13 protein-coding genes and 1 pseudogene are annotated in these 13,222 nt (G+C 49.7%); 12 read left to right on the top strand and 2 right to left on the bottom strand.

What is annotated here, in order from left to right:
* The 4 genes and pseudogenes from ACGF7G_RS20750 to tnpC form a co-directional block, all read left to right on the top strand.
* A partial coding sequence (locus ACGF7G_RS20750; protein WP_387468058.1) for an amino acid adenylation domain-containing protein occupies positions 1 to 3,342 on the top strand: 3,342 nt, incomplete at its 5' end.
* 206 nt (positions 3,343 to 3,548) lie between these two features.
* On the top strand, positions 3,549 to 3,851 hold the full coding sequence (gene tnpA, locus ACGF7G_RS20745; RefSeq protein WP_387468056.1) for an IS66 family insertion sequence element accessory protein TnpA: 303 nt from the start codon (positions 3,549 to 3,551) through the stop codon (positions 3,849 to 3,851).
* Positions 3,845 to 4,180 (top strand): IS66 family insertion sequence element accessory protein TnpB, encoded by a 336-nt coding sequence (gene tnpB, locus ACGF7G_RS20740; RefSeq protein WP_387468054.1) that lies wholly within the window; start codon positions 3,845 to 3,847, stop codon positions 4,178 to 4,180. The genes tnpA and tnpB overlap by 7 nt, the downstream gene beginning before the upstream one ends.
* A gap of 63 nt (positions 4,181 to 4,243) precedes the next feature.
* Positions 4,244 to 5,179, top strand: a pseudogene (gene tnpC / locus ACGF7G_RS20735) (IS66 family transposase); the annotation flags it as partial.
* Positions 5,180 to 5,746: 567 nt separating this feature from the next.
* Here tnpC and ACGF7G_RS20730 read toward each other — a convergent pair.
* The gene (locus tag ACGF7G_RS20730; RefSeq protein WP_387468052.1) at positions 5,747 to 6,040 is read right to left on the bottom strand and encodes a hypothetical protein; all 294 of its coding nucleotides are present in this window, start codon (positions 6,038 to 6,040) and stop codon (positions 5,747 to 5,749) included.
* A gap of 417 nt (positions 6,041 to 6,457) precedes the next feature.
* Between ACGF7G_RS20730 and ACGF7G_RS20725 the strand changes: the two genes are divergently transcribed.
* Positions 6,458 to 7,348: an integrase domain-containing protein gene (locus ACGF7G_RS20725; RefSeq protein WP_387468050.1), complete on the top strand. Its 891-nt coding sequence runs from the start codon at positions 6,458 to 6,460 to the stop codon at positions 7,346 to 7,348.
* Between the two features lie 582 nt (positions 7,349 to 7,930).
* Positions 7,931 to 8,338 (top strand): antirestriction protein, encoded by a 408-nt coding sequence (locus ACGF7G_RS20720; RefSeq protein ID WP_387468048.1) that lies wholly within the window; start codon positions 7,931 to 7,933, stop codon positions 8,336 to 8,338.
* Between the two features lie 28 nt (positions 8,339 to 8,366).
* Here ACGF7G_RS20720 and ACGF7G_RS20715 read toward each other — a convergent pair whose 3' ends face one another.
* Entirely contained in the window at positions 8,367 to 8,495 is a 129-nt protein-coding gene (locus ACGF7G_RS20715) for a hypothetical protein (protein ID WP_387468046.1), read from the bottom strand.
* A 62-nt stretch (positions 8,496 to 8,557) separates the two neighbouring features.
* Here ACGF7G_RS20715 and ACGF7G_RS20710 point away from each other — a divergent pair, with 62 nt between their 5' ends.
* The 6 genes from ACGF7G_RS20710 (at position 8,558) to ACGF7G_RS20685 (ending at position 13,068) form a co-directional block, all read left to right on the top strand.
* Positions 8,558 to 8,779, top strand: a complete 222-nt coding sequence (locus ACGF7G_RS20710) for a hypothetical protein (RefSeq protein WP_036814765.1) — start codon at positions 8,558 to 8,560, stop codon at positions 8,777 to 8,779.
* A gap of 12 nt (positions 8,780 to 8,791) precedes the next feature.
* Positions 8,792 to 9,169, top strand: coding sequence for a hypothetical protein (locus tag ACGF7G_RS20705; RefSeq protein WP_387468044.1), 378 nt, complete (start codon positions 8,792 to 8,794; stop codon positions 9,167 to 9,169).
* Positions 9,169 to 9,465, top strand: a complete 297-nt coding sequence (locus tag ACGF7G_RS20700; protein WP_046396235.1) for a hypothetical protein — start codon at positions 9,169 to 9,171, stop codon at positions 9,463 to 9,465. The genes ACGF7G_RS20705 and ACGF7G_RS20700 overlap by 1 nt, the downstream gene beginning before the upstream one ends.
* 76 nt (positions 9,466 to 9,541) lie before the next feature.
* Positions 9,542 to 10,015 carry a hypothetical protein gene (locus tag ACGF7G_RS20695; RefSeq protein ID WP_387468042.1) on the top strand — a complete coding sequence of 158 codons (474 nt, stop codon included), beginning with the start codon at positions 9,542 to 9,544 and terminating at the stop codon, positions 10,013 to 10,015.
* Positions 10,016 to 10,085: 70 nt separating this feature from the next.
* Positions 10,086 to 12,056: an ArdC-like ssDNA-binding domain-containing protein gene (locus tag ACGF7G_RS20690; RefSeq protein ID WP_387468040.1), complete on the top strand. Its 1,971-nt coding sequence runs from the start codon at positions 10,086 to 10,088 to the stop codon at positions 12,054 to 12,056.
* A 100-nt stretch (positions 12,057 to 12,156) separates the two neighbouring features.
* On the top strand, positions 12,157 to 13,068 hold the full coding sequence (locus ACGF7G_RS20685; protein WP_387468038.1) for a hypothetical protein: 912 nt from the start codon (positions 12,157 to 12,159) through the stop codon (positions 13,066 to 13,068).
* The last annotated feature ends 154 nt before the right edge of the window (positions 13,069 to 13,222 follow it).

The following is a 13,222-nucleotide window of genomic DNA, read 5'->3' as shown; positions in this document are numbered from 1 at the left end:
GGTCAGGCTGTTCCTATCCACTTAGATTCTGAGTTGACCACTGCCCTCAAACATCTAAGCCAACAGCACGGTGTCACGCTATTTATGACATTGCTGTCAGCCTGGGCCGTCGTCTTATCGCGTCTGTCCGGTCAGGAGGATATCATTATCGGCACCCCCAGCGCCGGGCGCAGCCGGCAGGAAGTAGAGCCGCTGATAGGCTTTTTTGTCAATACATTGGCATTGCGGATGGCTGTTTCGGGTGAATTAACAGGGGGGGAATTACTGGAACAAACCCGACAGACGGTATTAATGGCACAGGCGCATCAGGATCTGCCGTTTGAGCAGGTGGTGGAAATCGTACAACCGCCACGCCGGCTGGCGCATACCCCGTTGTTCCAGGTGATGTTTACCTGGCAGAACAATGAACACACTGACTGGGTATTGCCAGGACTGACCGCCACACCGGTTGATCAGGCTTTTGACGCCGTTGATACCGTTAAGTTTGATCTCGAACTGGAACTGTATGAGGAAGCCGACGGGATTAGTGGGGTACTGAATTATAGTACATCCTTGTTTGATCGACCCACCATCGAGCGGCACAGGGGTTATTTGCAGACCGCGCTGCAAGCGATGGTGGCAAATGCCCAACAGAAGGTGGGTGAAATGGATATTCTGGCCCCGGCAGAGCGCCGGTTATTGCTGGAAACGTGGAATGTAACGAAAACACCGTATCCTGAAGCGTTATGTGTCCATCAGTTATTTGAACAGCAGGCAGAGAAAACCCCGGATGCTATCGCCCTGGTGTATGAAGACCAGACCTTCAGTTATGCCGAATTAAATGCCCGAGCCAACCAGTTGGCCCATCAGTTGATTGAACTGGGTGTTGAACCGGAGCAACGGGTAGCGATTTGTGTGTCAAGGTCACCAGCAATGGTGGTTGGGGTATTAGCCATACTGAAATCGGGTGGGGCCTATGTGCCGCTCGATCCCATTTATCCGGCTGACCGGCTGGCGTATATGCTTGAAGACGCAGCGCCCGTTGTGGTACTGACCCAAACCGAGTGGGTTGACCGGCTAGCCAGTACTGTGCCCACTGTGGTATTAGATGTCCAATCAGCATTATTGATGTCACATTCCACCGGTAACCTAGATGCTCAGACGTTGGGACTGACATCACACCATTTGGCCTATGTAATCTACACCTCCGGCTCTACGGGACTGCCTAAAGGCGTGATGAACAGTCACCAAGCTTTGTGTAACCGCCTGTTATGGTTCGTCCGTGATATTGTAACGGCTCCATTGGTAGCGGCACTGAAAACCAACATCAGCTTTGTTGATTCCGTAACCGAGATGCTAGGCGTGTTGTTGTCCGGTGGTAAACTGGTCGTTTTCAGTGATCATGAAGTGAAAGATCTCGACTGTTTCAGTGATGGTTTACGCCGCTTTGGAGTCAATTATCTGGTGGTGGTGCCTTCGCTGTTAAAACACTTAATTCAAAGCCATAGCGATGAGTTGAAATCCATTAGGACGTTGGTTTGCAGCGGAGAACGGCTGGCTCCTGAACTGGCCCGACAAGTTGTGACGGATTATCCCTGGCTCCGTCTGTTAAATTTCTATGGTTCATCCGAAGTCAATGGTGATGCTACCTGGTATGAATACAATGTTCATGCCGGGATACCGGAAGTATCAGTGATTGGCAGACCAATTGCCAATACCCAAACCTATATTCTCGATCCTATTGGGCAACCTGTCCCTCTTGGCGTAGTCGGAGAAATTTATATCGCCGGTGCTGGCGTGGCTCGCGGTTACCTAAATCGCCCTGACTTAACTGCTGAACGTTTCCTTAATGATCCATTTAGTGACAAACCGGATGCGCGGATGTACCGCACCGGGGATTTAGCGCACTACCTGCCGGACGGCAACCTGGAATTTCTGGGGCGTAATGACCAGCAGGTGAAAATCCGTGGCTTCCGCATTGAACCGGGGGAAATTGAAGTGCGGTTGGCAGAATACCCGGCAGTGCATGGATCGGCGGTGCTGGCACTGGATGACAGGACGGAGAAACGGTTGGTGGCTTATGTAGTGGCGGATGCGGAAGAGGGGCTGGTGAATAGCCTGCGAGCGCACCTGAGTGCGGTGTTACCGGATTATATGGTGCCGGCGGCGTTTGTGCGTCTGGACGACTTCCCGTTGACACCGAATGGCAAGTTGGATCGACGGATATTGCCAGCACCGGATAGCGAAGCATTTGCCCGTCAACACTATGAGGTGCCGCAAGGGGAAACCGAAACGGTGTTGGCGGCGATTTGGCGTGAACTGCTGGGAATTGAACGAATCAGCCGGCATGACAATTTCTTTGCCTTGGGTGGACATTCACTGTTAGCGGTGCGAATGATGAATATTGCTGCTGGGCAGGGCTTGAGTTTCACGTTAAATATCCTGTTCCAGTTCCCAGTGTTGGCGGAACTGGCGGCAAAAATCACCTCAGATCCTTTATTTAAACCGCAAAGTGGAGCCATATCAGTACGGCCTGGCGGAACAGGGTTGCCGCTATTCTTCGTTCCTAGTGGTATGGGAGATTATTCGTATGTTTTCGGGCTGTCTCAGCATATCTCATTGGGTTACCCGATTTATGCGTTGCCCTGGCCTTCCATCAATGGAGAACCGATGTCAACGATGGAAGAATTAGCAGCCAGAATGGTTACTTTGATGAAAACCATTCAACCCACAGGTCCATACCGAATAGGGGGGTATTCTTCCGGCGGTATATTAGCCTATGCGATTGCTCAGCAGCTTTTGAATGCTAGTGAGCAGGTTAATTTCTTGGGGGTGATTGATACGCTAGCGCCTCATTATTTAGGGAAAGAAACCATGCAACTCAAATATCATTTCTTTACTGAACTCGCTCGACAGTCAGGAGGAGATCACCCAGAAGAGATATCGGTGTTGTACCAGAGCGTTGAGGCGTTGAATTTGGTGCAGTTTATTGAAGCAGCACAAGAATTAGCGTTATATCCGGCAAATCTATGTGCTGATGTGGTTGCAAAACGTTGGGAACAAATTGCACATTATGCGCAAATAGTGACGAATTATGAGCCGACAGCATTGGAAATAACATTGCATCAATTCTATGCGATAGAACCTTCTCCCATTATTTCTTTTATGATGGATGAAATATCCGAACCTGTGAACATAGAACCGTCGTTAGGTTGGGCACGAATAATGCCTAGTGCTTTACTTCACTTGATTGCTGTTTCGGGTAATCATTTTAGTCTGTTAGAGGATAATGAGCATAAAATTGCTTTAGCTGAAGCTCTAAATAGAACGTTGTTAATCAGCAGTGGTACAGAGTCAGTATGATATTAATATAACCCGAGTTCTGTTTATGCCGTCACTAAGTAATTTTCTTCTGAAATAGGAAATTTTAGTGACGGTTTCTTCTTTTTCAAACAATAAGTAATGAGCCCGCTTGAAAGTAATACGTAATACTCCGGTCATCTCACCTTGTTCTTCCCCTCCGGTCCATGCACGCTACTGCTTCCTTTCTTTATTTGGAGACTGACACCATGAGCTGTAGCCGATATACCCCGGAGCAAAAACAACACCATGTGACCCAATGGCGCTACAGTGGCCTGACCCGAAAACAGTATTGTGAACAGCATCAGCTGAGTTTTTCCTCTTTCCGCGACTGGATTGCCGACAGTCACAAAATACGCCAGCCTCTCAGCCAGACGCTGCCCGCCATCTTGCCGGTTTCACTCCAGCCTGACGACGTGCGCACCGTCACCCTGCATATCCCAGACGGGTATGCCATCTCCTGTCTATTGACGCTGTTGCCTGACGTGATACGGGTACTGGCCCGATGCTGAAACTGCAACAGCTCTTTCTGGTGCGAGAGCCCGTCGACATGCGTCGGGGCATTGATGCCCTGACTCAACACCTTGAGGGACTGAATTTACGCTGGCAGGACGAGGCCGCTTTTGTCTTCTGTAACAAGGCCCGCTCCCGTCTCAAGGTGTTACGCTGGGACCGACACGGTGTCTGGTTGTGTACCCGCCGTCTGCACCGGGTCCATTTTGTCTGGCCGAAGCAGGGCGAACGTAGCTGGGTGATGACGCCCGCCCAGTTTGACTGGCTCATCCGTGGCATTCACTGGCAACAGGTCGAGGGATATGACCTGTCCGGCTGGCGAAGCTAATTCCATTACCCCAGTCACACTTTTACCGGATAACGGCGGGGAATTATCCGGTACACTGTCGGTATGACGCTCAATGACTTAATGGCGCTGGATGACCCCGGGCAATTTCGGGTGCGGGCACTGGCGCTGCTTCAACAACAACGCGACTACATTCACCAGCTGGAAGAGGCCCTGAAACAGGCGCAACGCTGGCGTTTCGGCGCACACAGCGAAACCCTGCCAGTGGGTGCCAAACGGAGTCAGTTCGAGGAGGATGCCGATACCGATATCGCGGTGCTGGAAACCCAGCTGTCACGCCTGCATATCAAGGAAAACGCGCCCCCGGCCCAGCCTTTACCGGCGACTTTACCCCGTGAAGATATCCGGTTGGCGCCGGAGACAGAGAGCTGCCAGGATTGCGGTCATGTCCTGCGCTTTTTGCGAGATGAAGTCAGTGAGCGGCTGGAATATTGCCCCGCGACGTTTTTTGTCCGGCGTTATGTCTGTCCACAGTACAGCTGTGCGGCCTGCCAGCGAATTCATGCCAAAGCCCAGCCCGCCCGGCTGATTGAAAAGGGCATTCCGGAGCCGGGGTTGCTGGCTCAGGTAGTGGTTGCCAAATATTGTGACCCCCTGCCGCTCTACCGTCAGCAACAAATCTATGCCCGCAGCGGCGTGACCCTGGCCCGCAGCACCCTATCGGACTGGGTGGGGCAGGTGGCTGTGGCGTTGCAACCGTTGGCCGATGCCCTGAAGCAGACACTGCTGACATCCCCCGTGCTGCATGACGATGAGACCCCGTTGCCGATACTGGCCCCGGGAAAAGGCCAGACCCAGCGTGCCTATTTGTGGACGTCTGTCACCGGCCCCGATAGCTCGCCGGAAGTCGTGTACTATGAGCTGCATCCCGGCCGCAGTGGCCGTTATGCACAGAGTCTGCTGAAAGATTGGTCGGGCGGCACGTTGGTGACGGATGATTATGCCGGTTACAACGCGCTGCATGCCCGGGCGGATATCACCGGGGATGAAAATACGCACCAGGTAACTAAAATAGGCTGGGTGGTTAAGATAGCAGCAAAAACAAGGTGTTATATTATAGTGCAAAAAATAGACCAGTGTTATCATTGTGTTGCAAATTGTATAAAAAACAGATTAATATTAATTATTTAATAACCAATGCTAATAATTTAATTTTTTGTTTTAATTTCAGAATGAAACTACATCGAAATGTGACATTTATCGTTAATTAGTGATTGGGTATTACCTTTTATGATTAGGTTAGATGATGACTTTTAGCTCAGTTGGCAGAACAGGCGCTATGTTATTGCGGATTTATCTATGCCAGTTTTGCTTTTTGTTAACTGTTCGGCCTGTCATTGTGCTCACTTTTTGAAGAGCATAAATGATTATTCTATGCGGTATGAAAAGCTTTCTTGACGTTGAGATGGACCTTGATTAATTTAAGGTAGTATTCGTTGTCGCATAAGCGATCGTTAATGTTCCCGCAGTCTGAGAGGAACGCCTTCGGGTGACTGATTTCAATGCCATTGTAGCCTGAGAGGTGGCGTCTTCGGACGGTAAATCCGTTTATCCTTTGAAAACGGGTATCACTAACGATAGTGATGAAGGTGCAATTTCACAGACACTTTGCTGACTTGTCAGTATCATCAGACAACAACCTACGGGTTGATTTTGCTTTCTACGCTTGCCTGGGTGGTTTCGTTCAGCAGTCTGGATGACTGTTGCCAGATTTGACAGGTTATTGGGTATCTTGCAGACAACGCATTGGGTCCAGAAGAAACGGGCGGCGTCACTTGTTGGCGTGATAACGAAAACCAAGTGACGCTGCCAGCGTACAACCTGCCAAGCCACGTAATACAAGCTTTCCCCACGTCTCCTACCGTCTGATCGACACGTAGTACATTGGTCAGGATAGTTTGAAGACTGCCACTTACCCTAACGTCTTGAGTGAAAAACAATCATGTTGACGTTTTATATTCAGAAGAAGGAGAACAATCGACTCGGTATTGATGGCGACGTCAGTGAAAACTGGCGTTGGAGGTAGTCTGACAACAGTCAGGACGGTGTAAACTGCGAACAGCTCAGAGAGCTGGGGTGCCTCGTAAGAACTCAACATTTCGCCACCCCGATACACAGATATCAGTCGAGCCGCAGGAAGCGCAAATCAAACCGTGCCGTTGGGGTTGAGAGATGACATTCAGAATACCGTTTTGTATTGCTTGCATTCGTCAGGTTGCAAGCGGTGGTGTCGTGTGGGTTAAAAAGGAAATTGTTTGAATGTCAAAGTTGAGTAAACAGTTAGTGACATTGGCTCGTCAGGCTGGCGGCAGTTTTAAAACCGTTTCAGACAGAATGAAAATAGCCAAACGTCTGGCAGAAAGCATGGCGATATTAAATATTCAAATCCGTGATATTAAGAATATGAAAATTAATCATATTGAAAAATATATTGATAGCCGAAAGTCAGAGAATATTTCAAAGCGCACGTTACAAAATGAGATGGCGGCTGTTCGGGCGATATTCGCTATGGCGGGAAGATCTCAATTAGCTAACCCTCATCACAAACGGTTAAGTAATCATGCGCTCGGATTATCTGGCGCCAGCCGGGAGGGGACTAAGATGGCGATTTCGGATGAGCGTTATCACACGACGCTTGTTTTGGTCCGGGGGAAAGATGAAGGGGTAGCTGCGGCTATGCAACTTTCTCGTTATCTGGGACTGCGAACGGAAGAAGCGGTTCAGGCGGCAAAGTCATTAAAAACGTGGGAAAAAGCCTTATTGCGTGGGGATGAAAGAGTGAGGGTGGTGTTTGGTACAAAAGGGGGACGTCCCCGTGATACGACGGTGGTTGATCGGGATAAAGTGATCCAGGCAGTCAGGACGGCAATAAAGTATGCCAATAAAAATCAGGGGCGTTTGATTGATAAGCCGAATTTACATTCGGCCATTGATCGTTACCGGAATATCGTCAGGGAAGCGGGGTTAACCGGAAAGTCTTCGCCACACAGTTTGCGTTATGCTTATGCTGTTGAGGCCATAAATTATCATCTGTCGAAAGGATTCAGTCGAAAAGAAGCGGAAGCGATGGTTTCGATGGACTTAGGGCATGGTGACGGGCGAGGGCATTATGTTGCCCGTGTGTATAATAGACAGGGTGGCCATGATTAATCTGTTTTTGGATTTAGCTTGAATAAGAAAAGTATTCTGTTTAGCATAGATTGGCTTATTTGTTGTTTTTGAACAACTGTCAATGTTCTTGCAGTTTGAGAGGAACGCTTTCGGGTGACTGCTCTTAATGTCAGGGGGTCTGAGACTGACGCTTTCGAGTGACCTGTAATGCCACTGTAGCCTGCAAAGTGGCGCCTTTGGGCGGTACACCCGTTTATCCTTTGAAAACGGGTATCACTCATCAGTGATGAAGGTGCAATTTTACTGACCCAGTGGAGGCGTTTAGTTTCCCGATGGCTGACAATCCTCCTCAGTAATCAGGTGGATTGCTAATAGGAAATATAAAATGCGGCTTTGAGACTCACGAGTCTGTCCGTACAAGCGAACCACGTATAGGAAACCTGTTTGACCCCTGTTGACAGCAGTGATGATGATTACTGCGGTGACTGGCGTCATGAGATTTTCTACCTGCCGGATAAGCGGTTAATACCGTGATACCCATTCTGACTACCACCCTGACGGGGAAGACTTTTCCCTGATACAGGGAGAGTGTTCCTCGTTTTTTTCATTCGAGGAAATATTATGCAAACTTTATCGTTATCAACGGAAATATCGGTGAAATCTGTCCGGTTTGAAGAATTGTTTTCGACACAAAGCTGGCCTGAGGCGTTGTTAAAGAAAATGTTTTTTCGCCGGGCCATGCGGTTATGTCCCGGGTATCAGGGCGATTTCTGGGAGGGCCGTGTTTTGTCAAATGGCATTTTTTATGCCGTTCCGACGTTTCAACAACAATACCGTGTGTTTGTTGAGGATAATGGTTTTGAGGGGATCATGTCAGCGGAGGCTTTTGGCATCACGGTGACGCTATTCTCTCTGTATGAACTGGCCGATTTCAGTGAGCAGGACGACGATATTAAAGCCTTTCATGCTTTGTATGGTTATGCTCGTGGGCATTCAGAAGCTAAAAAAATACTCGCGGCTATTGATTAAATATTATCTGCTTATTCGAACTGAATTTTTATTTAACCCAAGTGAGGCGTGTTTCCCGGGTTGGCGATAACAGGGCCAGTTCCCGTATCTTAAAGGCGTCCTGATAAGGATTGACCTGACGGATTGATTCACTTTGTATGATGTTCTTGACGGACATCTTTTTTCACTTCCCGGGGCTTGTCCCGGTCAAGGGCGGGTTTCCGGTAACAGGAGCTGTTAATGCCTGCTTTTCATTCACCTTCTGATCCGACAATCCTGCCGGCTTCAGAGACATTAACCCCGAAACAACGCTCACTTATCCGCGATTTGATCCGTGATGAGCGTGACTACCGAGATCGTGAAGCACTCCTTAAACTTTTGGGCATGATAACGCTGTTCAAAATTGCGGGGATCCTGACGTTAGGTGTGCTGTTGCTGGTTTTCCAGTTGTTATGGGGATAAAGGAGACGAACGATGTTAATGATCTTTGTGACAGTACTTTGGCGCGTGATTCGTTGGATTTCGCTGTCATTTTACCATGTTATGTCCCGGCTATTACGTCGAAGACAGGTGAGACTACCGGCAGCTCATACGCGAAGACACACGGTGTATGCCGGTAAATGGCAACTTTCTGATGACGCGAAGTCGTGCGGGAGACCGGTGGTGGTCAGAGATAGACACAGCTACAAACCGGGTGTGGAGTTGCTGTATTTCGGTGAGGAGAGTTCGGAGCCGTTTTATGGCGAGCGGTACCTTATCGACGAAACGGAAGCGGTGGATTCGGCGCAACAGATGCTCACGCGTCTGTTGAGACAGCGTAGTTTGTCAAAGGTTTATGATGAGGCTGCATAATGGTCAATGAGACGTTGACTGCCGTTACCCGGTCGGTGATGCCGGCTGTGGCGATTGAAGAGCCAGTCTGGCTGCGAATGGTAAGTTATCCGTCTGCGCCGGAATATGAAACCGAACGGTTTCATCAACTGATTTACCAGGCGTTCAAAGCCTGGTCGGCAGCAAAGCCGGGAACGTGTGAGGTGACGTTTGGTTTTTTCTGTTTGCCGCACGACGGCGACATGAAGGCCCCCTTATGGCAAGCGCTGCGGCTTAAACATGAATCTGATCGGTTGCTGATTGCGTTGGACGCCTAATTTATTGACCACCCTGACGGGGAAACCCGTGAGGGTTAACGCCGTCAGTCATTTTTTTACAACAGGAGTTAACCCTATGAGTACCATGACGACGAAAGAACACAGTCGGGAACCGTCCCAGGCCCTGTCAGTGCAGGCGCTGGCTGAACCGGAGATATTCAGAAAAACCCGTAGCCGGTTTAATCAGTGGCTGCAGGCGCAATTCGACAATCACTATCACACGCTGAGAAATCATGGTTATCGCTGTTTTCTTGCTCGTCATCATCCGACCGAGCTTGAGCGTTACGATGAGGCTTGTGAAGCCTTACGGCGTGAGGAATTTCACCGGTTCAGTGAGTTGCAGACGCTGGGGCTGTTCCTGTATCAACAGGTTCAGCTAAAGGAGAAAAAACTCAGGCAGCGTCGTCGCTGGCTGTTGACCGGGATAGCATTGACGTCGCTGGTGACAGGCGTGTGTTTGATGCTTCACGCTTACGAAGTTGACTTGTCAGCAGTTTATCACTGGCTGACTGCGTTACCGGCCAAAATAGCACATTATTTCATGCGCTAATTATTTATCCCCCGGGGAGAGACGACTCCCTGTGGACGGGTCTCTTCCTTAATTTTAGACAGGAAAGATGATGACCCTTTCTTACCTACCGGATGATATCTGCCGGTTAATCACCCGACGTCTTACAGACAGCCTGGAAAGTGGATGGGCGCTCTGGCGGCAGCCCTGGCAAGCGGCCAGTGAGTACGGTTTGCCGCAGCATGCGCTGACCGGACAACCGTTTAGCGGTATCAATGTGTTGTTGCTCTGGCAAACTATGTTGCAGCGGCAGTTGATATCTAACCGCTGGTTAACCGGTGATGATTTAAGAGCGTTAGGCGGATGGGTGGCCAAAGGTGAAAAACCGACAACCATCGTCCGTTACCGGCCTTCAATGTCGCTGATACGTGTCATTAATCTGGAACAATGTGAAGGACTGCCGACAGAACTTCAACCCGGTTGTCCTTTACCTCCGCGTCCGGCTCCCGGTTTTACCGCTGTTCAGCAACTGGTGACGGCCAGTGGGATCCCGGTGGTTCATCGGTCGGGCATCGTGCCCGTTTACCGACCATTGCATGACCGTATTGAGCTGCCTGTCCGGCGGGACTACGTTGAAGATTCACAATACTGGCATGACTTGTTGCATCAACTGGTTTATGCCACTGGCCATCCGTCCCGGTTAAACCGCTTTGGCCTGACAACCCAAAGTGAGTTAGATGAAGCTCGGGAACAAGGGGTGACAGCATTGGGCGCGGCGTTTGTGGCGGCATTAACCGGTGTCCGGGGTAACCCGGTCTATCCTGATAATACAGTACATTGGGAACACGCTTTGGGTTCAGATCCGTGGTGGTTATTTCAGGTGGCTAATGATGCCCGCCGTGCCATGGATTATTTGCAAGACCGGAGACAGCAGTTACCGACCCAGGTGGAATTGTGGCAGCAGATGGCTACTGTGTTGCTCAGTGAGCACTATGGTCTGCCGCTGAATGACACCATGCTGGAATATGATGAGGTGGTTCAGCGCCATATTGATCAGGGTATCACGCCGCTGATGGCTGTCAGTGCTTTAGCCCGAATATATCACTGGGAACGGCATGACCAGCCAGAAGGCAGGTTGTTCCCGGAAGAGTTGGGGCAGGCCAGCGAGGCATTGGCGTTATTCGCCAGCCAGCCATCGTATCTGAACTATGCTCGGATCCCGGTGGCAGAACCCGCGGATACTGGCGAGCCGGACAGATCATCACACGCTGAGGAGTTGTTGTTACCGCCGGTGGCGTCTGACCGTGGCTATGCGGATGAAGATAATGATCCGTCTGACGATAACGTTGTGGCGCTGCCATTAGCGGCAACTTACCGGGAACCGAATCCACATAAACAGGCTTTTATCAGACTGTTTAACCAGATTGCGCCCTATGAAAACCGCTGGCAGGTGTTCTGTGATTTTGTGCATATGGCAGCCTGTTCATTGTATAACGCGCTGTTGCAAAATGAGGAATTTGAAGCGGACTATATGCAGCGGGTTAAACGTTATTCCCGTGAAGATGCCTTCCGGCTGAGTCGTTTGCTGAGTGAAGTTATTATGGGACTGGAGTATGAAGTCGGTGATTTTCTGGGGGCTATTTTCATGGCGCTGGAACTAGGTCATGACCAGGCTGGTCAGTATTTTACGCCGTTTCCTGTCAGCCATATGATGGCCAGAATGCAGTTCGCTGAAGGCTTGACGAAGCTGGGATCCGGAGAGCATGAATATATCACGGTGTCTGACCCGGCTTGTGGCGCCGGCGGGATGATTATTGCGATGCATCAGGCCCTGCTGGAAGCGGGGTTTAATCCTCAGCAGCAGATGTTGGCGTTTTGTGTCGATATCGACCCGGTTGCCGCGATGATGACGTATATCCAACTGTCGTTGCTGGGTATCCCGGCCGTGGTCACGGTAGGCGATTCACTCACTCATGTCATGTCTCAGCAAATGGTGACGCCAATGTACCATTTAGGCTTCTGGCAGTTCAAACGTCAGCGTCAGGAAGCTGAAGACGAAATAGTGATGCGCAAGGCTGGCTGACATACCTCTTTAATTCAAAGTCACCATTGGGTGGCATCACATTAACCCGATAGGGGATATCCCCTACAGGGGGAACCCCGTCAATCACGAGATTTCCCTTATGTCTTTATTACGTTTTTATATTCGGCATCAATTCGCAGAGCGAATGGGGCTGGAGCTGGATGACGACGCTATTTTCTATCTGTTTCATGAGAGCCAGGGAGATTACGTCAATACCCATATAAAGTTTACCAAAGCGTTACTTTTGCCCATCATGACTCATCTTTTGGACAGTTTGTCTGAGGATCCGGCAAACCGGGCCAGATGCAGAAATAGTGAGCGTATCCTGACGTTATGGATACGGGGAATGGATGCGATAGCGCATGTTTATCAGGATCCGATGCTGATGCCTTATACCCATCCGGACAGCAGTGGTCGTGTGGATACCCTTATCCGGCCGGATACAACCGTTTTGCTGAATATGTCGGCGGAGGAGTTTCTCCGTCTGACGGCGCAGGATAACCTGCCGGAGGAGGAACAAATCACGCTGGAACAGTTCAGTAAAACGCAACAGTACTGGACACGTTTTATGGACTATTTGGATAAGCAGTTGACAAAAACGTGTCTGTATTGTTTTGAACGTTTGGGCCAATTTCTGCGTAACTTACAGGTTGAGCCCCGTTTAATACGGCGTTTTTCCTCCGCTATCGGTTACATCGATGTATTAATGGGGCCACAGGATTTGCACAATATTGAGGCAGAGGAATTTGAGTCAGGGTATCTCGAAGACTATATCGATGCGGTCTCCGATGGATTTATGACACCCGTCCAGTTTCGGGTTGATGTGGTATACAAAAATGATCGTGTGATAGAGAGTTTTCGATCAGATGTAGACATTGAAGATGTTAACAACCCAACACTCAGAGATTATCGGGAGGTGGTGGATGAGGCAATCACCTGGGTACATGAGCAGTTTGTGCTGAAAACCCGTTCAGTGAGTCTGTCTTTGCCAGTACAGAGGCTGGCAGCATAACTAAAATTTAACCCATTGGGGGAAATGTTCCCTCAATGGGAACGTTTCTCCTCAGGAGAACGACGATGCTACTTTTTAAGGCTAAAGACCTGAAACCCGTGTTTCGGGAAGCGATAGCCCATCAGTGTGACGTGTTGCTGGTCAAAGATCAGGG

The organism is Photorhabdus sp. RM323S (genome assembly GCF_042879375.1).
Classification (GTDB): Bacteria; Pseudomonadota; Gammaproteobacteria; order Enterobacterales; family Enterobacteriaceae; genus Photorhabdus; species Photorhabdus tasmaniensis.
Note: the sequence above shows the minus strand (reverse complement) of the source record. Positions and strands in the feature narration are given on the sequence as shown.

Excerpts from the sequence above, each read along its gene's own strand:
- tnpA (WP_387468056.1), top strand. The coding sequence starts at position 3,549 with ATGAGCTGTAGCCGATATACCCCGGAGCAAAAACAACACCATGTGACC.
- tnpB (WP_387468054.1), top strand. The coding sequence starts at position 3,845 with ATGCTGAAACTGCAACAGCTCTTTCTGGTGCGAGAGCCCGTCGACATG.
- ACGF7G_RS20725 (WP_387468050.1), top strand. The coding sequence starts at position 6,458 with ATGTCAAAGTTGAGTAAACAGTTAGTGACATTGGCTCGTCAGGCTGGC.
- ACGF7G_RS20720 (WP_387468048.1), top strand. The coding sequence starts at position 7,931 with ATGCAAACTTTATCGTTATCAACGGAAATATCGGTGAAATCTGTCCGG.
- ACGF7G_RS20715 (WP_387468046.1), bottom strand. The coding sequence starts at position 8,495 with ATGTCCGTCAAGAACATCATACAAAGTGAATCAATCCGTCAGGTCAAT.
- ACGF7G_RS20710 (WP_036814765.1), top strand. The coding sequence starts at position 8,558 with ATGCCTGCTTTTCATTCACCTTCTGATCCGACAATCCTGCCGGCTTCA.
- ACGF7G_RS20705 (WP_387468044.1), top strand. The coding sequence starts at position 8,792 with ATGTTAATGATCTTTGTGACAGTACTTTGGCGCGTGATTCGTTGGATT.
- ACGF7G_RS20700 (WP_046396235.1), top strand. The coding sequence starts at position 9,169 with ATGGTCAATGAGACGTTGACTGCCGTTACCCGGTCGGTGATGCCGGCT.
- ACGF7G_RS20695 (WP_387468042.1), top strand. The coding sequence starts at position 9,542 with ATGAGTACCATGACGACGAAAGAACACAGTCGGGAACCGTCCCAGGCC.
- ACGF7G_RS20690 (WP_387468040.1), top strand. The coding sequence starts at position 10,086 with ATGACCCTTTCTTACCTACCGGATGATATCTGCCGGTTAATCACCCGA.
- ACGF7G_RS20685 (WP_387468038.1), top strand. The coding sequence starts at position 12,157 with ATGTCTTTATTACGTTTTTATATTCGGCATCAATTCGCAGAGCGAATG.